This is a genomic window from Arcicella gelida (assembly GCF_034931025.1).
Lineage (GTDB): Bacteria > Bacteroidota > Bacteroidia > Cytophagales > Spirosomataceae > Arcicella > Arcicella gelida.
The window spans coordinates 272,316-293,823 of record NZ_JAYGIL010000002.1 but is presented as its reverse complement, the minus strand read 5'-3'; the positions used below and the strand labels follow the sequence as shown (position 1 = coordinate 293,823).

Here is a 21,508-nt window from a genome sequence, read left to right as displayed (position 1 = left end):
TGTTTTAGCTCTGACAAATACTGAAATTTGTCAAAGCTAAAACATCAGTCAACCTAAAATTCATCTTCGCAACCAATAGGAGCACCCGGAGGCAATTCTTTATGAGCCGTTACTTTGGCCGCCGAAGGATTTTTCATTCTTTCTAAAGCATAATCTAAATGTGCTTGATAGTTGGCATCTTTTACGCTTTTCTTGGTTTCTTCGATATAGGCTTTTAATTCTTTCAAACTTTTGCCCATCAATGCTTTTACTTGGTAATTCGCTTTTTCGTTTACGCTCAAAGCTAACAAATGTGTCAGTAAAATTTGTTCAGTTTGGTATTGTACTTCTAATGCCAAACCTGTTTTGCGTGGGGCTTTCCAAGTACTTTCAATTAATTGCGTATTGAGTTCGTCTAACGTAATTCCTTCGCCACGAGCCGCATATTCTACCATTCTTGAAGCACGTTCTGGTTGTAATAAAAATTGCAAAGGAAAATCTGCCGCAGATTCTGCTGCTGAAAGTGCATCAAAAGCTAAACCTGTTCTTTTCTTAAACAATTCTCTTGAAGCATTATAACCAGCAGGACGAGGAGGAATCAATTTAATAATGTTTTCTGGAAGCGTTAAAACCTCAGGACTCAAACACTGAATTGCCGCTTTTAAGGCTTTTTGTTGTGTTTCTTTTGATACTAAAATTGTTGGAATTTGTCCATCACCACGCACTGCATAACGATAGTCAACACTTCCGACAATTTTAGCTACGGCTTCAATTTGATAACGATGTAAATTATACACTGGAACTAAAGCATCTTCCAAAAATGCCATCGGTACGCCTTCACGAATGGTTTTTTCACCAAAGTTTGCCAATGCTTTTTCTCTTACTTTCAATAAAGCGTTTAAGTTTTCGATTGGGTCTTTGCCTTCATCCCAAAGATGAGCATTTGGACTTGCTGAACCCGCAGGACGAGCATCTTGATCGGTCAAAAACAATAAACCTTTGTTGCGTGCTTCTTGTAAAATTTTATTCAAACCTGCTTTTTCATCTGTTCCTTTCGGGAAATCTTGGTAGCCAAAAGTAATAGAAGCTTTGTCCCATTCACCAATGCCCACAGCATAAGCATCTGATAAATCAATTTCACCTTTTGCATTCAGACTTACTTTTGGATGCGGATAATCCATCACCGAAGCACGGTTATTAGTACTTGCCGAATAGTTGTGCATAATGCCTAAAGTATGACCAACTTCGTGTGCGGCTAATTGTCTGAGACGAGCCAAAGCCATTTTTAACATCGGGTCTTTTTCTGGGTCTAATTTCTTGCCACTTTCAAAAGGAGAAAGTAAACCTTGAGCAATTAGATAATCCTGACGAACACGTAAAGACCCCAAAGTAACATGACCTTTCAAGATTTCGCCAGTGCGTGGGTCAATCACCGAAGCCCCATACGACCAACCACGAGTAGAACGATGCACCCAGTTGATAACATTGTAACGAACATCCATTGGGTCGGCATCGTCGGGCAATAATTTTACTTGGAAAGCATTTTTATAACCAGCAGCCTCAAAAGCCTGATTCCACCAAGCCGTTCCTTCCATCAATGCCGAACGAATCGGTTCTGGCGTACCATTATCCAAATAATAAATAATTGGTTTTACCGCTTCCGAAATTTTAGCATTTGGATCTTTTTTCTTCAAACGATGTCTAACCGTGTAATACTTCTCAACAGGTTCGCTCACTGGTGTTGAATAGTCGAAGTAAGAAATCGCATTAAAACTTGAGCGTGGGTCAAACCCTCTTTTTTCAAATTGATTATCGGGTAATTGCACAAAACTGTGGTGCATTCTCAAGGTAATTGCCTCAGCACTTGGTGTAACTGATTTTACAAATCTACCAGCATCGCTTCCGCCTGTAAAAGTTAGGCTTACTTCAAATTCTGAGTTTAAAGGAAAATTTTTGGTACGTTCAAAATACATTGCCGAACGAGATTTATCCAAAGCGTAAGAACCTTCGCCCATACCTTTGATGCGGTCGGTAACGCCCATCGCATCTTGCATTAATAAATCAGTAACATCTATTAAATACTTGCCATTTTCTTCGGCTTCAACAGTAAAACCTGCAAGCGTAGATTGTGCAAAAGATTGGGTAATGGCACGTTTTTCATTAGCATCATTTGTAATGGCACGGTACTTTAAATTAGGTTGAATCAATAAAATTTTTCTTCCTACTTTGTTGAAAAATACTACTTTTTCATCGCCCAATAAGCCACGGTCGAGACCGATGTCGTTTGAACCCAAACCCGCAGGTAATGAAGTAACGTACAAAAATTCTTGGTTAAGATTGGATACTTCTAACCAAATTTTTCCATTGTCTTCATCCCACCAATAATTCATAAAACCTTCATACTTTTTGAAGGAAGCAGTCTTTTCAGCAATACTTGGGAGTTTGTCGGCAAATGTTTGAAAGTAAAAAAAGAGTAGGATTAATAAAGGTAATTTTTTCATGTTGGATGAATTAATAATTGTTTGTTGAAAATATAAAAGACCGTATAGAGTGCTAAATTTTGAACGGTCTGCCGTAGCAGAGTGGAGTGTTGAGTACAAAATATTGAATATTAATTTATTGAAATTTAAAATTCTAATAAAAATTTGAATTTCAATAATCACTTATAAATCAATTACTTAAACTCAAAACTCCACACTCATAATTCCGCACTCAAATTTAAGCCTTCTTAAATTTCGTGAAAAAATCTCAAATTTGGGGTATGAATCAACAAAATCATCAATTAAAAATCTGGGCGGGCTTAATTACTTTGTATTTAGTTTGGGGTTCAACCTATTTAGCTTTACGTTTTGTCGTAGAAACAGTTCCATCCATGATGGCATCTGGCTTTAGAAATTTTATCGCAGGAACTATCCTTTTTACATTTTCTATCATCAGTAAAAAGTATCAGAAACCTACTCGTAAAATGCTGCTAACAACAATTTTTACTGGATTTTTGATGCTTACTTTTGGCAATGGATTATTTACAATTGCAGCGAAATGGATACCCTCAAGTTTTTCAGCATTGTTCTCAGCCATAGGACCAGTACTGTTAGTTTCTTTACTTTGGTTGATTAATCATGAGAAACCAAATCTTAGAGTAATTGCAGGGGCTTTTCTTGGAATTGTCGGTGTTGGTATTTTAATGACATTGAAGTCATTGGCTTTGAAAGGCTATGAAGAATATTATATGCTTGGTGTATTATTTTTGTTTTTAGCAATTTTAGCTTGGAATTTTGGCGTTGTCATTGTAAAAAGAGCCATGATTTTTGATTTCCATGCTTCGCAAATTTCTGGAATGCAAATGATGACAGGTGGAATATTTTCGTTGATGATTAGCTTAGGTTTAGGAGAATTCAATCATTTTGACATAAGTAATATTCAGCCCAAAGCATATTTATCTTTTATTTATTTAGTAGTTTTTGGCTCTAGTTTGGCTTTTCTAGTTTTTAACTGGTTATCTAAAGTAACTTCGCCAACTTTGGTGGCTACTTATACGTATGTAAATCCATTAGTAGCAATGATTTTGGGTTCATTATTTGCTGGCGAAAGCCTACATCCATTAATGCTTTTGGCGGGAGCAATTATTATTACAGCGGTAATTTTAATTACAACAGCAAGAAATAAAACAACAATAGAAAATACTTGACATAGCATATTAATTTTTACCTTTCAAAACCAATCTTATGAAAAGATTCATTTTAACATTTACTTTTTTATTAAGCATGAAGTACGCACAGGCACAACAAGAAATGCCATTGTATCCAAATGGTGTTCCGAATGCCAAACAAGTACCCAATACTCAAAAGTCTGTTACTGATAAAAATGGCGTACTTCGAATTTCTGAAGTAACAGTGCCAACATTAACAGTTTATCCAGCCGATGCCGATAAAGCTAACGGAACAGCTGTAATTATTTGTCCGGGGGGAGGTTATGCTATTCTGGCAGCTAGTCATGAAGGTTCGGATGTGGCGAGTGTTTTTAATAAAATGGGCGTTACTGCTTTCGTATTGCATTACCGTTTACCTAACGACAAGGCTCAAATTGATAAATCAATTGCCCCTTTGCAAGATGCACAACAAGCATTAAGAACAGTGCGTAAAGATGCGAGTAAGTACGGAATTAATCCGAATAAAATTGGAATTATGGGCTTTTCGGCTGGTGGACATTTGGCTTCAACGGCAGGAACACACTTTAATAAACAAGTAGGAGAAGTAACAAGTGAAGTTTCAGTTCGTCCAGATTTTATGATTTTGGGTTATCCAGTAATTACTTTCAAAGACTTCGGTCATGCAGGTTCAAGAATTAATTTAGTAGGACAAACAGCAGATCAAACTTTGATAGATGAGTATTCAAATGAATTACATGTCACAAAAGATACTCCACCAACCTTTTTAGTTCACGCTGGCGACGATACAGCAGTGCCAGTTAAAAACTCTTTAGAATTTTACCAAGGTTTACAAAAAAATGGTGTAAATGCTGAACTGGTAATTTATCCAAAAGGAGGGCATGGTTTTGGGATGAATAACAAAACAACCAAAGAAAAATGGATGGATAATGTGAAGAATTGGATGGATTCTTTAGGGTTATTAACTAAGTAATTTTATAGCTTTTAGCATTGAGCCGTGAGCTTGAGATTTTTCTCAAACTCACGGTTTTTTATTTTATGTATGTTTAAATTTCTATTGCAAAAAACTTTGTACTAGTCAGGCGACAGCATTTAATGAATTTATACTGTTTGAGCGATAGCGAGTTTATAAATTCTTGACTTTCTTTTGTTACTTTTCTTGTGTCAAGACAAGAAAAGTAAGGTCTTACGAAAGGAGATATTGTATTTTTGATATAAACTAAATATGCTATAAACATATTCTCAAACGCAAGCATAGTTTTCTAGTAAAACATTAACATATTTCGAATAACCGATAACTACAATTAACGAAACCTCAAATCAATATTATCATTCGCTTCAATTTTGTAAAAACCTTTTACTTTGAAAACCGTTTTCCAGAAGAATTTTAAGAAAACTAATGTTTTTAAGGCAAATATTTTCTGACTTCTTAGCTCAAAGAATGGATTTCTTAGTTTCGAAATATTGACAGATATTTTCCACAAGTAAAAGAAAGTCGCTAAAGAAGTGTAATGAAAAATCAATAATAGGTAAAACGCCAAACCATACTCTTTACGAATCCAGAGTAAATTAGATACTTGCATTTGTGTACCAAATCTGTTGATGGGAGAGATGTTCGTTCTTCTGAACGGAGAATCTTTTTCTAAGTGGATAAATTTTATTTCTTCAAAACAGCAGATTTTCCCAACTTTTCTTAGTCTTCCAGCCCATTCAAAGTCTTCAGCGTACATAAAAAAGTCTTCATCCATTTTTCCAGCTTTTTCAATGGTTTTTCGAGAAATCAGCATAAAAGCTCCACAGCATAATTCAGATTGATTAGGGTCTTCAAATTGTGGTTCAGGAAAAATCTTTTCTAAATACTTATTCAATGAATTGGGTGCAATGATTAAGAATTTTAGAAATTCATTTCGATTCCTGAAATAAGGCATTTTTACCAAATCTGCCGTTACTTGTATTCCTCCAATTGCTGAAATATCAGGATTTGCTTCAAGTTTTTGCCAAGCTTTAAAAATTGAATTATCGAAAAGTAAGGTGTCGGCATTCAATAATAAAAAATAATTTCCTTTGGCAACTTCCATTCCTTGATTATTTCCTCTCGAAAAACCAGAATTATAAGTACTTGCCACCCAAACGATTTCTGGATGAACAGATTTGACAATGTTTTCGGAAGTATCTTGTGAATCATTGTCAACCACAATTACTTCATAAGTAACATCTTGCGTAAATTTTTTGATAGAACTAATACAATTGACTGTTAACGTTGCTGATTTATAATTGATAATGATAATCGAAACATCCATGCGAAACTGATTATTTGAAAATTCTAAGGACTAATTTTTTATAAAATTACAATTAATTCAGTTGGGGCTTAAGTTTATTGATAGAGTAATTTATGAATAGTCTGTTATTTCCTTAAAACTTTTGATTGATAGTTCTGAAAATGTAAGCACACAAAAAAGCCCGATGCCACAGACATCAGGCTTTCTAAATATAATCCTTACTTTATTTAATGTTATTGTCTTTGAATCTTTATTAAATTGTATCTCCCTCACATATTCTCTTCGTTACAAAAATAATAAAAAATCCAAATAAATAAACATATAATACAATTATTTGCAAGAATTATTTATTTTTTTTGATTTCGCCTTTATTTTTCATGAAAAATGGCTTTATCAATATCTTAAATCACCCAAAATGATGGCTACAAGCCACTTTTTTGGTACAAATCTGGTCTTCTCGCTTTAGTATGTTCGATTGATTGTTCGAATCTCCATTCATTAATTTTGGCTTCGTGTCCTGATAAAAGTACTGATGGAACGCCAATTCCTTCAAATTCGGCAGGACGAGTATAAACTGGGGGTGCCAAAAGATTATCTTGAAAAGAATCTGTCAATGCCGAAGTTTCATCATTTAATACGCCCGGAATCAATCTGATAATAGCATCCGCACAAACAGCTGCTGCCAATTCTCCACCAGAAAGTACATAATCACCAATTGAGATTTCTTTGGTGATAAACATATCTCGTACTCTTTGGTCAACACCTTTATAATGTCCACAAAGAAATAGAAGATTTCCTTGTAATGACAATTGATTAGCTGTTTGTTGATTGAAAGTTTCACCGTCTGGCGTCATGTAAATGATTTCGTCGTAATGTCTTTCACTTTGCAAATGACGAATACAACGAGCAATTGGCTCTACACTCATCACCATTCCTGCACCTCCACCAAAAGCATAATCATCTACTTGGCGTTGTTTTGAAAGAGAATAATCTCTTAAATCATGCAGTACTACTTCTACATGACCAGCCTCTTGTCCACGTTTTAAAATGGAGTGAGCAAAAAAACTTTCCATCAATTTTGGCACTACCGAAATAATATCTATTCGCATGGTCGGAATCTGGAATTAGTCTTCTAAATACACTTCTAACAAACCTTCTGGTAAATTTACATGAAGTATTTTCTGTTCTTTTTCTGCTTGTAATACAATTTCATCAATCACAGGAATCAATACTTCTTTGCCTTTATAATCCATTACCAATAAATCTTGGGCTTGCATAGAATGCACAGTTTGTACTGTTCCTAAATTACCTAAATTTTTGTCAACTATTTGAAAACCAATGATTTCATGATAATAAAATTGGTCATTTTCAAGCTCAGGAAGTTCATCTAATGGCAAAAAAGCTTGAAGATTAATCATTGCTTCTGCTTTTTCAAAAGTATCAATATCTTCAAAATGTACAATCGCACGATTGCCAGAAAGGCGGTAGCTTTCAATAAAATAAGGAACTAATTCTCCTTTTACTTCCAAGAAAAGGCTTTCTAAATCTTCATAATCTTCAGGAAAATCAACATCCAACCAAAGGATTACTTCACCTTTTAGTCCATGTGTTTTAGTGATTTTTCCAAGTTCAAAACAATCTTCTTTAGTCATTGCTATATTTTCGGTATCGTCGGATACTTGCTGTCTTTGTTAGAATGAACGAATGAGTACAAATAAAAAATGATACAAAACAACTTATCAAAAGAGTTTTGTATCATTTTTAAAGAAATTTCTTTGAGAAAATTACTCAGCAGATTCTGTAGTAGCTTCTTCACCTTCAGCTGCTGGAGCTTCAGTTTCTTCTGCAACAACTTCTTCTACAGTGTTTTTCTTAGCAATTGCAGCAGCACGAGCAGCATTGATTTCTACTTCTCTTGCTAAACGAGCAGCTTTATCAGCAGCTTTACTTGCATCAAGACCATCAGCTTTACCAGAGATTTTTAAATCTTTGCTAGTTTTCCAGTCATTGAATTTAGAATCAGCAATATCTTGAGAGATAGCACCTTTGTTAACACCCACTTGCAAGTGTTTTTTCAACAATATACCTTTATATGACAAAATTGCACGAGTAGTATCTGTTGGTTGAGCACCGTTTAAAACCCATTTCAAAGCACTTTCTTCGTTCAAATTGATTGAAGCAGGGTTTGTGTTTGGATTGTACGTTCCGATTTTCTCAATGAATTTACCGTCACGTGGAGCTCTTGCGTCAGCAATAACGATGTCGTACATCGCTAATTTTTTACGTCCACGACGTGCTAATCTAATTTTAACAGCCATTTTTTATTTACGTTTTAGTGAAGGAACCCGTCCCTCGGTTATGGTATTTGTAAATTGGAGTGCAAAGATAGTTAAAATTAAGGATTTAACAATGGTAGATTGATAAAATATTTAACAATATAAAAAAAGAATACAATTGGGAGTTTATTGTTGGCATTAACATTTAATCAGATAAAACATTTTTACTCAACATTTGCTTAGAATTATTTCTGCACTGATTTACATGGTTAACAAAAAGTACTTTAGCGAAAAATAATGCAAGTTTTTGCAATATAAATGTAATTTTACGTTCAGATGAATATAAACAAAACTTAAATAAATACATGAAAAGAAGAGACGCAATTGCCAGAATGGCCTTAACGATGGGAGGAATTCTATCTGCTGGTACTTTGGCAACAGTTTTAGAAGGCTGTAAATCAGGCAGTTCATCGGTGGCTACAGGTGTTAGTTTTTCTCCTGAACAAAGTGCAATGATTGCTGAAATTGCTGAAATTATTTTACCTCGCACACAAACGCCTGGTGCAATTGATGCAAAAGTGCCAGAATTTATCCAAATGATGTTGAAGGATTGCTACAAAGAAGACCAACAAAAGGCTTTCTTTGATGGTTTAACTAAATTGGATGAAGATGCTAAAAAGGCTAATAATACAGAATTTTCTAAATCGACACCAGCGCAAAAACTGGCTTTGATAAAAGCTGAAGATTCGGCGAAGGAGCGCTCTGAATTCTGGAAAACAATGAAAGATTTGACGATTTTGGGATACTTTACCTCTGAACCTGGAGCTACCAAAGCTTTAGAGTTTTTAGAAGTACCGGGTAAGTATGAACCAATCAAATTACAAAAAGGACAAAAAGCTTGGGCTATGAGCTAATTGTTTTCGAAAGAAGTCAAATATTAATTCATTCAATTTCAAATCAATACGAAAGTGGAAATTACAGGAACAGGAAATAAAGCAAATACCTACGATGCCATTGTTGTTGGCTCAGGAATATCAGGCGGTTGGGCTGCCAAAGAATTATGTGAAAAAGGTTTAAAAGTAATCATGCTTGAAAGAGGGCGTGATATTAAACATATCCAAGATTATCCGAATGCTACTAAAGCTCCTTGGGAATTTGAACATCGTGGTCGTGTAGATAACAAATCTGCCGAAGAACATTACATCGGTGTTCGTACAGGTTACACTGTTAATGAACCTTGGAGAGATATGTTTGAAAACGATAAGGAGAATCCAATCGTTGAGAAAAAACCAATCGACTGGATTCGTGGATACCATGTTGGTGGTCGTTCTTTGATGTGGGGTCGTCAATCATATCGTTTGAATGAAACTGATTTTGAAGCAAATGCCAAAGAAGGAATTGGTACAGACTGGCCAATTCGTTACAAAGATTTAGCTCCTTGGTATGACCATGTTGAGAAATTTGCTGGTATCAGTGGTAATAAAGATGGTATTGATGTTTTACCGCATGGCGACCATTATTTGCCAGCAATGAACATGAATGCTTTGGAAAAAGAATTGAAGAAAAGAATTGAAAAAGAATTTTCTTCACGTCATTTCATCATGGGGCGTACTGCTCACTTAACGGGCGAATCTAAAATTGCTTATGATTTAGGTCGTTCGCAATGCCAGTTCCGTAACCGTTGTATGATGGGCTGTCCTTACGGCGGATACTTCTCAACACAATCTTCAACTTTACCAGCAGCAGTAAAAACTGGAAATTTAACACTTCGTCCTGATGCTATTGTTCAAGAAGTAATTTATGACGATAAATTGGGTAAAGCTGTTGGTGTAAGAATTGTTGACCAAAATACTTTACAATCAATTGAGTATTTTGCAAAAATCATTTTCTTGAATGCTTCTGCTTTTGGAAGTACAGGAATTATGTTGAACTCAAAATCTCAACGTCATCCAAATGGTTTAGGTAATGAATCAGATCAATTAGGTCGTAATATCATGGATCATCACTTAGCGGTTGGTGCAAGAGGTGAATTTGAAGGGATGGAAGATGATTATTACTATGGTCGTCGTGCTAATGGTATTTATATTCCAAGATACCGTAACTGGGGAACTGACAAACGTGATTATTTACGTGGATTCGGTTATCAAGGTGGTGCTTCTCGTGAAGACTTTGGTCGTGGTGCTGGACAAGAAGGCGTTGGTGCTGACTTTAAAGATGCTTTAAGTTATCCGGGTAAATGGACATTCAATATCGGTGGTTTTGGTGAAGTATTAGCAAATCCAGAAAATAGAATGACATTAGACCCAACTCAAAAAGATAAGTGGGGAATGCCATTATTCGTGTTTGATGCAGCTTATGGAGACAACGAATTAAAAATGCGTGTCGATATGAAAAACGATGCCGCTGAAATGTTAGAAAAAGCAGGTTTGAAAAACATTGTTGCTTATGATGACCAATCTAAACACTTAGGAATTGGTATTCACGAAATGGGAACTGCTCGTATGGGGACAGATGCTAAAAACTCTGTGTTGAACAAAAACAACCAAGTTTGGGGTGCTGATAATGTATTCGTAACAGATGGAGCTGCAATGACTTCTGCTTCATGTGTAAACCCTTCGCTTACTTATATGGCTTTAACAGCTAGAGCAGCCGATTATGCCGTTAATGCTTTGAAAAAAGGTGATTTGAAATAGATTTCGGATTGCTGATGTCTGATTTCAGAAAAGTAAATATCATTAAACATAAAGTCCTCAATTTTAATTAATTGGGGACTTTATGTTTAATAAGTAAGAGTTGTGAGTGATGAGTTGTGAATTGAAAATTTTAATTCACATAAAATACTCTTTGTTTCATGAATGCTTTTTGGAATAATATAAAATTGTTTTACAAATTATTTCCTGTTAAAAACATAAAGCTTGTCGCCTAAAGCGGGCAACAATCCAACGATAATTGTCTATTAATTTATCTTTCAGAAAGTTTCAACCTACCTTTGTGATAATAATCAATTTACGGTCATGACTTTCGAAGAATTAAATCTTAATAAACAATTATTGAATGCCCTCAACGATTTGGGCTTTACTTCCCCAACAGCTATCCAAGAAAAAGTTTTTTCGGTAGTGATGTCTGGTAAAGATGTCTGTGGAATTGCACAAACTGGAACAGGGAAAACTTATGCTTATCTATTGCCTTGCCTTCGTCAGTTGAAATTCTCAAAAGAAAAAGATCCGCAATTAGTCATTATCGTTCCAACTCGTGAATTGGTAGTACAAATTGTTGAAGAAGCCCAAAAACTCCTTACTTACATGAGTTTCAAAGTTTTGGGAGTATATGGTGGCGTAAATACAAAAATACAAGTCGCTGAATTATTAGAAGGTGCTGATATTTTAGTAGCAACACCTGGAAGATTGGTCGATTTAATATCTGTAGGTGCATTTACAGGAAAATCTGTCAAGAAATTAGTGATTGATGAATTTGATGAAATGTTAAACCTTGGTTTCAGAGCGCAATTGAAAGTTGTTTTTGGAAGATTACCTCAAAGAAGACAAAATTTACTTTTTTCAGCTACGCTTAATGAAGAAGTAGAACAATTAATTGAAGATTATTTCAATAGCCCCGTTCGTGTAGAAGCAACGCCTGTTGGAACACCTTTGGAAAACATCAGTCAATCGTATTACGAAGTACCCAACTTTTATTCAAAGGTTAATTTCTTAAATTTATTATTAGAGAAAGATGAAACGATGAGTAAAGTACTGGTTTTTGTTTCTACGAAACATTTAGCAGATGTATTGTATGAGCAGATGAATCCAGAACAAAGCGAATCAATTGGCGTGATTCACTCAAATAAAGCACAAAAACATCGTTTTGATAGCGTAATTAAATTCCAATCTGGCGAATGCAGAGTATTAATTGCTACTGATATTATTGCAAGAGGATTGGACGTAGCAGAAGTAACGCACGTTATCAATTTTGATTTACCCGAAACACCACAAAACTATATTCATAGAATTGGTAGAACAGGTAGAAAAGAAAGAAAAGGCATTGCAATTTCATTTGTGGTAGAAAAAGAGAAAGAATATCTTTCGGAAATTGAGAATTTGATGAATTACCAAATTCCAATGCTCGATTTACCAGAAGATTTAACACTTTCAACTAAGATTTTACCTGAGGAAATCGAGAGAGTATCTATGAAAACTATTCAAGTGAAAGCAACCAAACGTGAAGATGTAGGTCCAGCTTTTCATGAGAAATCTGAAAAGAATAAAAAGGTAAATGTGAGAAGAAATCATGCCGAAGAAATGAAAAAGAAGTACGGAAGAGCATACAAAAAGAGAGAGTAAGCAAGAGTGATGAACTAATTGCGAATGATAAGCTGTCTGTCGGATATGGTTTGAGATATTGATTAAAAAACAAAAAAGCGGTCAAAATTAGTTTTTAGACCGCTTTTTTGTTTGATTATAATTCCGTTAGGGACGGAATATTATTTCTTCTTGCTATGATGCGGATAATTAAAGAAATAAGAAGTAAGCAATGGAATACCAAAAATTCCAACCGTTAACATTGATACATAAGCATCAGCTTCTTCGCTTTCCATGAATTTAGCAATTGGATTTTCTGGTAGAAAATGTGTGAGTAAAGATAAAGTCAGCTTTAAACCCAATACACCGATTACTAAAAAGGCTGCTGTTTCCAAAAAAGGATACTTTTCCATTAATTTCACAAAAGCTTGTGCCACAAAACGCATCGCTAAAATACCGATAAATACACCAATGCAAATCAAATAAATGTTATCTGTGAAAGCTACTGCTGCAAAAACATTATCAATTGAAAAAGCTAAATCCATTACTTCCACTAAAAAAACGGTAGCCCAAAATGGCCCTAATGCCCCTAAAGTAACACGATAAAGCCAATTACTTTTCTTGTCTAATAAATCGTCATCTTGTTGTGGTGTTGCTTCTTTTTTGAAGTAATCATAAGTAAGGAATAATAAATACAAACCACCTATTGGTTTCAACCACCAAACTTGTACTAAGTACGAAGCAAATAAAAGACAAAGACCTCTAAAAAAATATGCACCAATAATACCGTACTTTAATGCTTTCTTTCTTTTTTCTGGCGATAAATCCATTACCATTGTTGCCAAAACTGCTGCATTATCAACGGAAAGGAGACTTTCAATTAGAATTAAATTTCCCACTACCAAGGCCGCTGCGCCTAAATCATTACCAAAAATTTGATGCAAAAAATCCATAAATATTGTTTTGTGTTCAAAATATTCTCAAAGTTACAAACTTTGATGCCTAAAAGATAAGGCAAGCAAGAATATTAATTTGATTGGTTTAATAGGGTTGTAAAAGGGTTTTAAAAGCTTTTGATAATCAAATATTGTCCATTAAGAAACAGCATCTTACACTAAAGAAACAGTATCTGACAGTTGAGAAACAGCATCTTACACTAAAGAAACGGTATCTGACAGTTGAGAAACAGCATTTTACACTAAAGAAATTGGTGCTGACAGTTGAGAAACAGCATCTTACACTAAAGAAACAGTATCTGACAGTTGAGAAACAGTATCTTACACAAAAGAAACGGTATCTGACAGTTGAGAAACAGCATCTTACACTAAAGAAACGGTATCTGACAGTTGAGAAACAGTATCTTACAATAAAGAAATGGGTGCTGACAATTGAGAAACAGCCAATTACAATGAAGAAATGGTTGCTGACAATTGAGAAACAGCCAATTACATTTTAGAAATAGCCAACTGCAATAAAGAAACGGTCAACTACATTTTAGAAACAACCATCTACAGTTGAGAAAGACAGAACTACATTGAAGAAATGAGTAAAAATTTTAGATACAAGAAGGGTGTTCATCGAGTTAATCACGTATAAATCATAGTTATAAGTAAAAGCTACTAAAAACAAAATAAAGCTAAGCAGAAACCCTCTAATGATAACATTTTTAACATTTCTTTATCAAAATTATCATTGAAAATTATTAAATTTAATTGAGTTGTCTGTAAACATTCATCTTCAAACCAAACTATCTTCAATTACTCATCAACATGAAAAAAAACGTTTACGCATTATTCAAGCTAATGCTTCTTTTTTGGCTATGTCAACCAAACACATTTGCTCAATCTAAAAAAGCATCCACTGCAAGTACTGAAGTTACTTTAATTGATGCTAAAAAATTAGAAAAACTCCGCAAAGAAATATTAGAAGAAATCGACAAGAAACAAGTGTTCTCTCAGCAAATGGTCGATATGATTTTTAGTTTTGGTGAGCTAGGCTTCCAAGAGTATGAAACTTCTAATTATATCACTAATATTCTCGAAAAAGAAGGTTTTACCATTGAAAAAGGCGTTTCGGGTATCCCAACGGCATGGATTGCTAAATGGGGAAGTGGCAAGCCTGTTATCGCTTTAGGCTCTGATATTGATTGTATTCCAAAAGCATCACAAAAACCGGGTGTTGCCTACCATGATCCAATTATTGAAGGCGCACCGGGACATGGTGAAGGACATAATTCTGGACAAGCTCTTAATATAACTGCTGCTTTAGTAATTAAGAAAATCATGGAGCGTGAAAAGATAGCTGGGACACTTGTTCTTTGGCCTGGCGTTGCAGAAGAGTTGGTTGGAACTAAAGCTATTTTTGTACGTGATGGGCATTTTAAAAATATTGATGCCTGTATTTTTACACATGTTGCCAATAATTTGGGTGTTCAATGGGGCGATAATGGAGGGAATGGTTTGGTCTCTGTAAAATTTAGCTTCGAAGGAGAAGCCGCTCATGCGGCAGGCGCACCTTGGAGAGGGAAAAGTGCTTTGGATGCTGTAGAATTAATGAATATCGGCTGGAACTTTAAAAGAGAACATTTATATCCTTCGCAACGCTCGCACTATGTTATTGTTGATGGTGGCGACCAACCCAATGTTGTGCCTTCAAAGGCTTCTGTTTGGTATTATTTCCGTGAAAGAACTTACCCGAAAATCAAAGAATTGTATGATGCAGGTGTTGCCATTGCCAAAGGAGCAACGATGATGACGGGAACTACGATGTCTTATGAAGTACTAGGAAGTGCTTGGCCCGGACATTTCAATAAACCCATTGCAGAAAATGTTTTTGAACATATTAAAAGAGTAGGCTTGCCAAAATGGTCGGAAGAAGACCAATTATTAGCTACTTCATTACAAGCAGAATTGAAGTCACCTGAGAAAAAGGGTTTGGCAATGAAAATAGATACAACCATCGAGCCTGTTTTAGTTAGTATGGGTGGAGGTTCGGATGATATCGCTGATATTTCTTGGAATCTTCCAACAGTAGTTTTACGCTATCCTTCTAATATTCCAGGTTTGCCGGGTCATCACTGGGCTAATGCTATTTCAATGGCAACTCCGATTGCTCATAAAGGAGTAACAGCAGGAGCAAAGGTAGAAGCACTTACTTTATTAGATATGTTAGTAAAACCTGACTTGATTACTAAAGCGTGGGATTATTATAAAAATGAACAAACCAAAGATGTAAAATATGAATCTTTGATTTCGCCGACGGATAAACCTGCTATCAATTTGAATCAGCAGATTATGGCAAAGTTTAGACCAGAAATGAAGAAAGTATATTACGACCCTACCAAATATAAAAGCTATATGGAACAATTAGGAATTACTTATCCAACAATTCGTAAAACCTCATCGGTAGAAAACAATGCAACAACAGGAAAAAGCGGAGGGAATTAAGCATTCATGCAGATGCTAATAAAGAAAAGTGTATGTGGCAGTAACCCTTGCGGTTACCGTTTGGCAAATGAAGAGATAAGAAATGGTAACCGTAAAGGTTACCGCTACAATTTTGAGTTTAAGATAACGTGATTAATAATAAGCAAATGCTTAATAGATTTGCCTGTTAACTTTTGTAATACAGAAAAATACGTGTAGCGGTAACCCTTGCGGTTACCGTTTGGTAAAGTACAGATACAAAAAACGGTAACCGTAAATGTTACCGCTACAATTTATCATCAGAAAGAAATTAGAGTACATTAACAAATAAAATTGCTTGATTAAAGAAAAAGACGACTATTTTAGTTGTCTTTTTTTATGTTTATCAATAATTATTAGAAAAATATAGGGTATGTTTCCGTAATAAACTACTTATACATTCTGATTACTTTTTTTCAATAGAAGAAGCCAAACAATCAAGAAAAAATCATAAACAATGTTTTCATTAACTAACAAGTCAGTCGTAATAACAGGTGGAGGTTCGGGAATTGGTCGTGCAATTTCATTATTATTTGCCAAACAAGGAGCAACAGTAAATATTCTTGAACTCAATGAAGCCGCCGCACAAGATACCGTAGCAGAGATTCGTTCAGAAGGAGGCAAAGCCAATGCTTATGCTTGTAATGTAACCAATCAAGATGTTGTAAAAACAGTATTTGCTAATATTGGTCAGGTAGATATTCTGATTAATAATGCAGGAATTGCTCATGTTGGTAATCTTGAAAAAACATCAGAAGAAGATTTTGATAGAATTTTCAACGTAAATGTAAAAGGGGCTTATAATTGTTTATACACAGCCGTTCCGATGATGAAAGAAGTAAAAGGAGGTGTTATTTTAAACATGGCTTCGGTAGCTTCATCAGTAGGAATTTCAGATCGTTTTGCCTATTCTATGTCTAAAGGAGCAATTTTAACCATGACATTATCCATCGCCAAAGATTATCTAAAAGATAACATTCGTTGTAATTGTATTTCACCAGCCAGAGTACACACACCTTTTGTTGATGGCTTTTTAGCAAAGAATTATCCGAATAATATCGAAGAAATGTTTGAAAAACTGTCGGCTTCACAACCAATTGGTAGAATGGCTAAACCAGAAGAAATCGCTTTTCTAGCATTATACTTATGTTCAGACGAAGCAGGTTTTGTAACAGGTTGTGATTACCCGATTGATGGAGGATTTATTAGATTGAATAACTAAATTTTAAACAATACTCATGAAAAAACTATTGCTATTATCGGTATTATTCTGGTCGATGACCTCTTTTATTCAACAAGAAAAACCTAAAAAAATTATTTTCTTTGGTGATTCCATCACGCAAGCTGGCGTACAGCCCAAAGGTTATATTTCTCAACTGCAAGAAATGATTGACAAAAAAGGTGATAAAGCCAAGTATGAATTAATTGGTGCGGGTATCGGAGGCAATAAAGTATATGATTTATACTTACGTTTAGAAGATGATGTATTGAGCAAAAAGCCAGATTTAGTAGTAATTTACGTGGGTGTAAACGATGTTTGGCATAAAGCAACTTCTGGAACAGGAACAGATCCAGATAAATTTATGAGATTTTATCAAGCATTAATCAATAAGATTCAAGCAAGTGGAGCAAAATTGATTTTATGTACACCTGCAACCATTGGCGAAAAAACTGATTTCAGTAATCAACAGGATGGTGATATGAATCAGTACAGTAATTTTATCAGAAATTTGGCAACGAAGAATAATCTTCCACTTTGTGATTTAAGAAAAGAATTTCTTGCACACAATTTGAATAATAATCCAGAAAATAAAGACAAAGGCATTTTAACAACTGATAGAGTTCATTTGAACGAGCTTGGAAATCAGTTTGTTGCCGATAAATTATTCCCTTTAATTACAAAATAAATTGTTATGAAATTATTTAGATTTGGAGAAGTAGGTAACGAAAAACCTGGTGTAATCTTAGAAGAAAAATGGTTAGATGTTTCGGCATATATTCAAGATTATAACGAAGCTTTTTTTGAAAATGATGGCTTAGATAAACTAAGTTTATTGTTAGTAGAAAAACAAAATGAATTAGCAGAAATCCCAGCAGGAGTACGCATTGCTTCTTGTGTGCCACGTCCTTCAAAAATTGTTTGTATTGGTTTGAACTTCGCAGATCATGCTCGTGAAACTGGTGCAGCGATTCCAGCAGAACCAATTATTTTCTTTAAGGCGACAACTGCACTTTCTGGACCAAATGATGACATCATCATTCCAAAAAATTCAGTAAAAACTGACTGGGAAGTAGAATTAGCTTTAGTAATTGGCAAAAAAGCACAATATGTTGACGAAGCTGATGCCATGAATTATGTAGCAGGATATTGTTTACATAACGATGTTTCGGAAAGAGAATTCCAAATTGAAAGAGGAGGGAACTGGAGTAAAGGAAAAGGTTGTGATTCATTTGCACCGCTTGGACCATTCCTTGCAACTACAGAAGAAATTGAAGACGAAAACAATTTGAAAATGTGGTTGAGCGTAAACGGTAAAATGGTTCAAAACAGTAATACCGACCAATTGATTTTCAAAGTACCAGCTTTAGTTTCATATTTAAGTCAATTCATGACATTAGTGCCGGGCGATGTGATTTCAACAGGAACACCTCCGGGAGTAGGTTTAGGATTTAATCCTCCAGTATTCTTGAAAGAAGGCGACGTTGTTGAATTAGGAATCGAAGGTTTAGGAACACAAAAACAAACAGCTAAAAACTGGAAAGCATAATTTTTTATTTAAAAATAAGTTATGTAGTTTGAAAATTTGAAAATGGAGAGAATGCAAAGGAGTTTTAAGCTTTGTGTTTTATCTTTAGGTAATGTAAAGCTTACCTCTTTTCAAGTTTTCAAACTATTTTAATTTTTAAATAAAAGACAAATCTTATGATGATAGATTCACATCAACATTTTTGGCAATACGACGCACAAAGACATGATTGGATTTCGGAAGAAATGAAAGTTATTCAACGAGACTTTTTACCAAATGATCTTGCGCCAATTTTAGCCAAAAATAATATTTCAGGTTGTGTAGCAGTACAAGCAGACCAAACATTGGCTGAAACTGATTTCTTGATTGACTTAGCCAATAAAAATGATTTTATTAAAGCAGTAGTAGGTTGGGTTGATTTACGTGCAGTTGATGTTGACGATACTTTAGAACAATATGCTGAACATAAAGTGGTAAAAGGCTTTAGGCATGTCGTTCAGGGAGAAGCAGATACTGAGTTTATGTTGAGACCAAAATTTAAAGCGGGAATCACGGCTTTAGGTGCTTTTGATTTTACTTATGATATTCTAATTTATCATTATCAATTAGACCAAGCCATTCAATTAGCCAAATTCTTCCCTGACCAAAAATTTGTGTTGGACCATATTGCCAAGCCAGATATTAAGTCTGGTGAATACGCTGAATGGCAAACTAATATCAAGAAATTGGCTTTGCATCAAAATGTACATTGCAAATTATCAGGCATGGTTACCGAAGGCGAATGGAAGGATTGGAAAGTATCTGATTTTAAAATTTATTTAGATACTGTTGTAAAAGCTTTTGGTACAGAACGCATCATGTACGGTTCTGATTGGCCTGTTTGTTTAGTTGCAGCAGAATATGAAGAACAATTAGGAATAATTAATGAGTATTTTTCTGCTTTTTCTAGTTTAGAAAAGAAAAAGGTCATGGGTGCGAACGCTCTCAAATTTTATAATATTTAAACCTTACCAAAGCCTCATTAAGCTTTTGGTAAATCTTTAACATGAACTTAGGACTTAAAGAAAAAGTAATTATCGTTTCGGGCGGTGCAAAAGGAATTGGCGAAGGCATTTCTGGGGTACTAGCTACTGAAGGAGCTTATGTGGCGATTGTAGGCAGAAATGACGCTGATAATCAAAAAGCCATTGAGAAAATTCAAGCAGCGGGCGGACAGGCGTGGTCGTTCGTAGCAGAATTATCTCAACCAGACGAATGTAAAAAAGCCATTGATGAAGTAGTGGCTAAATTTGGCAGAATTGACGGAATCGTGAACAATGCTGGTGTAAACGATGGTGTAGGTTTGGAAAGCGGAAACTACGAACGTTTTGTAGCATCATTACACAGTAATTTAATTCACTATTACTTATTGGTGCATCATGCTTTACCTTACTTGAAGGAATCAAAAGGAGCGATTGTAAACATTGGTTCTAAAACAGCTGAAACTGGTCAAGGTGGAACTTCTGCTTATGCGGCATCAAACGGAGGAAGAAATGCACTTACTCGTGAATGGGCTGTTGAATTATTACCTTATGGTATTCGTGTAAATGCGGTAATTGTAGCAGAATGTTACACGCCATTGTATGACCGTTGGATTAAAACACTTCCGAATCCAGAAGAAACATTAGCGAAAATTACAGATAAAATTCCATTAGGAAAACGTATGACAACCGCAGAAGAAATTGCAAATATGGTAGCATTTTTGATGTCAAAACGTTCAAGCCATACAACTGGACAATTAATTTATGTTGATGGTGGCTATACCCATTTAGATAGAGCTTTATTGTAGGATTTTAATTTTCTTGTTAATAATACATAAAACGTCCTCCAAAATAGAGGACGTTTTATGTATATTCTATTCCCTAAGCAATTTTCTCAGCTTGATAAACCGTCACAGGTTCTTCCAATAATTCATCAAATTGAGCAACGAAATTACCAATGTAAGGTTGCTGATTATGGTTTTCTAAGCCTGCCATACTTTCCCAAATTTCATGAAAAGTAAAAAGATTTGACACATTAATAGATTGGTGCAAATCATATTGAATACAAGCTGTTTCTTTTCTGGATTCAGTTACTAAGTTTGTTAAAATAGCTTTTACTTTTTCAACATGTTCAGGTTTACTTTTTACGATGGCCGTTAGGTAAATATTCATTTTGAAAGGATGTTAGTTTAAAAAAGTTTTACGGAGATGTTCTTGATAAAGATTCATATCTCTTGCAATATTACTATTTTTCTCCACATCGTGAAAATGAATACTCTCAAGTGGCGTCATTCCAGTAAAAGCATTCATTCTATGAAAACCAAATAATGGTCCATCATCTACACTTCTCTCCAAAAAAAACTCATTTGGTAAAGTAAATGCTTCTTTAGGTGCATTCCATGAAGTCGTCAACATATACTTTGTGTTTTTTAACATTCCTCCAGTACCATAATTGATAGCAGGGTTTGCCGAAGAACGCCCATCACTATGATAAATACCTTTGTTATAGCCTTCAGTAAATACAAGGTCAATGTACTTTTTCAAATCGTGTGGTAATTGAAACCACCAAATGGGAGTATGATAAATAATTACATCAGCCCAAACATATTTCTCAACTTCTTCTTTAGGATTATATTCTTCGTTGATGTTCGTAGTTTTTACTTCGAAATCAGCATGTTGATTGAAAAAACTAATACTTTCTTGGAAAATTGTTTCATTAAATCTTCCGCCAGAATGACCGAACTTTTGTCCGCCATTGATGATAAAAACTTTTGTTGTCAT

At 34.8% G+C, this 21,508-nt stretch carries 19 protein-coding genes; 11 read left to right on the top strand and 8 right to left on the bottom strand.

All coding sequences use genetic code 11. The annotated features are described in order from the left end of the window. Positions 1–53: 53 nt before the first annotated feature. Entirely contained in the window at positions 54–2,480 is a 2,427-nt protein-coding gene (locus VB776_RS01205) for a zinc-dependent metalloprotease (RefSeq protein ID WP_323325212.1), read from the bottom strand. Between the two features lie 260 nt (positions 2,481–2,740). On the opposite strand from VB776_RS01205, the gene VB776_RS01200 reads away from it, so the two are divergent. Further along, positions 2,741–3,667: an EamA family transporter gene (locus tag VB776_RS01200; protein ID WP_323325210.1), complete on the top strand. Its 927-nt coding sequence runs from the start codon at positions 2,741–2,743 to the stop codon at positions 3,665–3,667. A 37-nt stretch (positions 3,668–3,704) separates the two neighbouring features. Then, entirely contained in the window at positions 3,705–4,619 is a 915-nt protein-coding gene (locus tag VB776_RS01195; RefSeq protein WP_323325208.1) for an alpha/beta hydrolase, read from the top strand. A gap of 331 nt (positions 4,620–4,950) precedes the next feature. On the opposite strand, the gene VB776_RS01190 is transcribed toward VB776_RS01195, so the two are convergent. The 4 genes from VB776_RS01190 to VB776_RS01175 all read right to left on the bottom strand — a co-directional run bounded on the left by VB776_RS01190 (position 4,951) and on the right by VB776_RS01175 (position 8,243). Beyond that, the gene (locus VB776_RS01190; RefSeq protein WP_323325206.1) at positions 4,951–5,946 is read right to left on the bottom strand and encodes a glycosyltransferase family 2 protein; all 996 of its coding nucleotides are present in this window, start codon (positions 5,944–5,946) and stop codon (positions 4,951–4,953) included. A 401-nt stretch (positions 5,947–6,347) separates the two neighbouring features. Beyond that, entirely contained in the window at positions 6,348–7,034 is a 687-nt protein-coding gene (gene trmD / locus VB776_RS01185; protein ID WP_323325204.1) for a tRNA (guanosine(37)-N1)-methyltransferase TrmD, read from the bottom strand. 15 nt (positions 7,035–7,049) lie between these two features. Next, the gene (rimM, locus tag VB776_RS01180; protein ID WP_323325202.1) at positions 7,050–7,577 is read right to left on the bottom strand and encodes a ribosome maturation factor RimM; all 528 of its coding nucleotides are present in this window, start codon (positions 7,575–7,577) and stop codon (positions 7,050–7,052) included. 132 nt (positions 7,578–7,709) lie between these two features. Then, positions 7,710–8,243, bottom strand: coding sequence for a 30S ribosomal protein S16 (locus tag VB776_RS01175; RefSeq protein WP_323325200.1), 534 nt, complete (start codon positions 8,241–8,243; stop codon positions 7,710–7,712). Positions 8,244–8,566: 323 nt separating this feature from the next. On the opposite strand from VB776_RS01175, the gene VB776_RS01170 reads away from it, so the two are divergent. The 3 genes from VB776_RS01170 (at position 8,567) to VB776_RS01160 (ending at position 12,538) form a co-directional block, all read left to right on the top strand. Then, entirely contained in the window at positions 8,567–9,115 is a 549-nt protein-coding gene (locus VB776_RS01170) for a gluconate 2-dehydrogenase subunit 3 family protein (protein ID WP_323325198.1), read from the top strand. Positions 9,116–9,169: 54 nt separating this feature from the next. Then, positions 9,170–10,894 carry a GMC family oxidoreductase gene (locus VB776_RS01165; RefSeq protein ID WP_323325196.1) on the top strand — a complete coding sequence of 575 codons (1,725 nt, stop codon included), beginning with the start codon at positions 9,170–9,172 and terminating at the stop codon, positions 10,892–10,894. A gap of 321 nt (positions 10,895–11,215) precedes the next feature. Next, entirely contained in the window at positions 11,216–12,538 is a 1,323-nt protein-coding gene (locus VB776_RS01160; RefSeq protein WP_323325194.1) for a DEAD/DEAH box helicase, read from the top strand. A gap of 140 nt (positions 12,539–12,678) precedes the next feature. Here the strand turns inward: VB776_RS01160 and VB776_RS01155 are convergent, their stop codons facing one another. Further along, on the bottom strand, positions 12,679–13,449 hold the full coding sequence (locus VB776_RS01155) for a TerC family protein (protein WP_323325192.1): 771 nt from the start codon (positions 13,447–13,449) through the stop codon (positions 12,679–12,681). Between the two features lie 816 nt (positions 13,450–14,265). Here VB776_RS01155 and VB776_RS01150 point away from each other — a divergent pair. The 6 genes from VB776_RS01150 to VB776_RS01125 all read left to right on the top strand — a co-directional run bounded on the left by VB776_RS01150 (position 14,266) and on the right by VB776_RS01125 (position 20,535). Continuing rightward, positions 14,266–15,942: an amidohydrolase gene (locus VB776_RS01150; protein ID WP_323325190.1), complete on the top strand. Its 1,677-nt coding sequence runs from the start codon at positions 14,266–14,268 to the stop codon at positions 15,940–15,942. A gap of 475 nt (positions 15,943–16,417) precedes the next feature. After that, positions 16,418–17,182, top strand: a complete 765-nt coding sequence (locus VB776_RS01145; protein ID WP_323325188.1) for an SDR family NAD(P)-dependent oxidoreductase — start codon at positions 16,418–16,420, stop codon at positions 17,180–17,182. A gap of 16 nt (positions 17,183–17,198) precedes the next feature. Then, positions 17,199–17,867: an SGNH/GDSL hydrolase family protein gene (locus VB776_RS01140; RefSeq protein WP_407653771.1), complete on the top strand. Its 669-nt coding sequence runs from the start codon at positions 17,199–17,201 to the stop codon at positions 17,865–17,867. Between the two features lie 6 nt (positions 17,868–17,873). Further along, positions 17,874–18,728 carry a fumarylacetoacetate hydrolase family protein gene (locus tag VB776_RS01135; RefSeq protein WP_323325186.1) on the top strand — a complete coding sequence of 285 codons (855 nt, stop codon included), beginning with the start codon at positions 17,874–17,876 and terminating at the stop codon, positions 18,726–18,728. Positions 18,729–18,883: 155 nt separating this feature from the next. Further along, entirely contained in the window at positions 18,884–19,711 is an 828-nt protein-coding gene (locus tag VB776_RS01130) for an amidohydrolase family protein (protein ID WP_323325184.1), read from the top strand. Positions 19,712–19,752: 41 nt separating this feature from the next. Then, complete coding sequence (locus tag VB776_RS01125) at positions 19,753–20,535, top strand: L-fucose dehydrogenase (protein WP_323325182.1); 783 nt, start codon at positions 19,753–19,755, stop codon at positions 20,533–20,535. Between the two features lie 73 nt (positions 20,536–20,608). Here VB776_RS01125 and VB776_RS01120 read toward each other — a convergent pair whose 3' ends face one another. After that, positions 20,609–20,899 carry a putative quinol monooxygenase gene (locus VB776_RS01120; protein WP_323325180.1) on the bottom strand — a complete coding sequence of 97 codons (291 nt, stop codon included), beginning with the start codon at positions 20,897–20,899 and terminating at the stop codon, positions 20,609–20,611. 12 nt (positions 20,900–20,911) lie between these two features. Next, positions 20,912–21,508 carry an NAD(P)H-dependent oxidoreductase gene (locus VB776_RS01115; protein ID WP_323325178.1) on the bottom strand — a complete coding sequence of 199 codons (597 nt, stop codon included), beginning with the start codon at positions 21,506–21,508 and terminating at the stop codon, positions 20,912–20,914.

Excerpts from the sequence above, each read along its gene's own strand:
- VB776_RS01115 (WP_323325178.1), bottom strand. The coding sequence starts at position 21,508 with ATGACAACAAAAGTTTTTATCATCAATGGCGGACAAAAGTTCGGTCAT.
- VB776_RS01145 (WP_323325188.1), top strand. The coding sequence starts at position 16,418 with ATGTTTTCATTAACTAACAAGTCAGTCGTAATAACAGGTGGAGGTTCG.
- VB776_RS01200 (WP_323325210.1), top strand. The coding sequence starts at position 2,741 with ATGAATCAACAAAATCATCAATTAAAAATCTGGGCGGGCTTAATTACT.
- VB776_RS01130 (WP_323325184.1), top strand. The coding sequence starts at position 18,884 with ATGATGATAGATTCACATCAACATTTTTGGCAATACGACGCACAAAGA.
- trmD (WP_323325204.1), bottom strand. The coding sequence starts at position 7,034 with ATGCGAATAGATATTATTTCGGTAGTGCCAAAATTGATGGAAAGTTTT.
- VB776_RS01190 (WP_323325206.1), bottom strand. The coding sequence starts at position 5,946 with ATGGATGTTTCGATTATCATTATCAATTATAAATCAGCAACGTTAACA.
- VB776_RS01140 (WP_407653771.1), top strand. The coding sequence starts at position 17,199 with ATGAAAAAACTATTGCTATTATCGGTATTATTCTGGTCGATGACCTCT.
- VB776_RS01135 (WP_323325186.1), top strand. The coding sequence starts at position 17,874 with ATGAAATTATTTAGATTTGGAGAAGTAGGTAACGAAAAACCTGGTGTA.
- VB776_RS01170 (WP_323325198.1), top strand. The coding sequence starts at position 8,567 with ATGAAAAGAAGAGACGCAATTGCCAGAATGGCCTTAACGATGGGAGGA.
- VB776_RS01125 (WP_323325182.1), top strand. The coding sequence starts at position 19,753 with ATGAACTTAGGACTTAAAGAAAAAGTAATTATCGTTTCGGGCGGTGCA.
- VB776_RS01150 (WP_323325190.1), top strand. The coding sequence starts at position 14,266 with ATGAAAAAAAACGTTTACGCATTATTCAAGCTAATGCTTCTTTTTTGG.
- rimM (WP_323325202.1), bottom strand. The coding sequence starts at position 7,577 with ATGACTAAAGAAGATTGTTTTGAACTTGGAAAAATCACTAAAACACAT.
- VB776_RS01195 (WP_323325208.1), top strand. The coding sequence starts at position 3,705 with ATGAAAAGATTCATTTTAACATTTACTTTTTTATTAAGCATGAAGTAC.
- VB776_RS01175 (WP_323325200.1), bottom strand. The coding sequence starts at position 8,243 with ATGGCTGTTAAAATTAGATTAGCACGTCGTGGACGTAAAAAATTAGCG.
- VB776_RS01160 (WP_323325194.1), top strand. The coding sequence starts at position 11,216 with ATGACTTTCGAAGAATTAAATCTTAATAAACAATTATTGAATGCCCTC.
- VB776_RS01205 (WP_323325212.1), bottom strand. The coding sequence starts at position 2,480 with ATGAAAAAATTACCTTTATTAATCCTACTCTTTTTTTACTTTCAAACA.
- VB776_RS01120 (WP_323325180.1), bottom strand. The coding sequence starts at position 20,899 with ATGAATATTTACCTAACGGCCATCGTAAAAAGTAAACCTGAACATGTT.
- VB776_RS01155 (WP_323325192.1), bottom strand. The coding sequence starts at position 13,449 with ATGGATTTTTTGCATCAAATTTTTGGTAATGATTTAGGCGCAGCGGCC.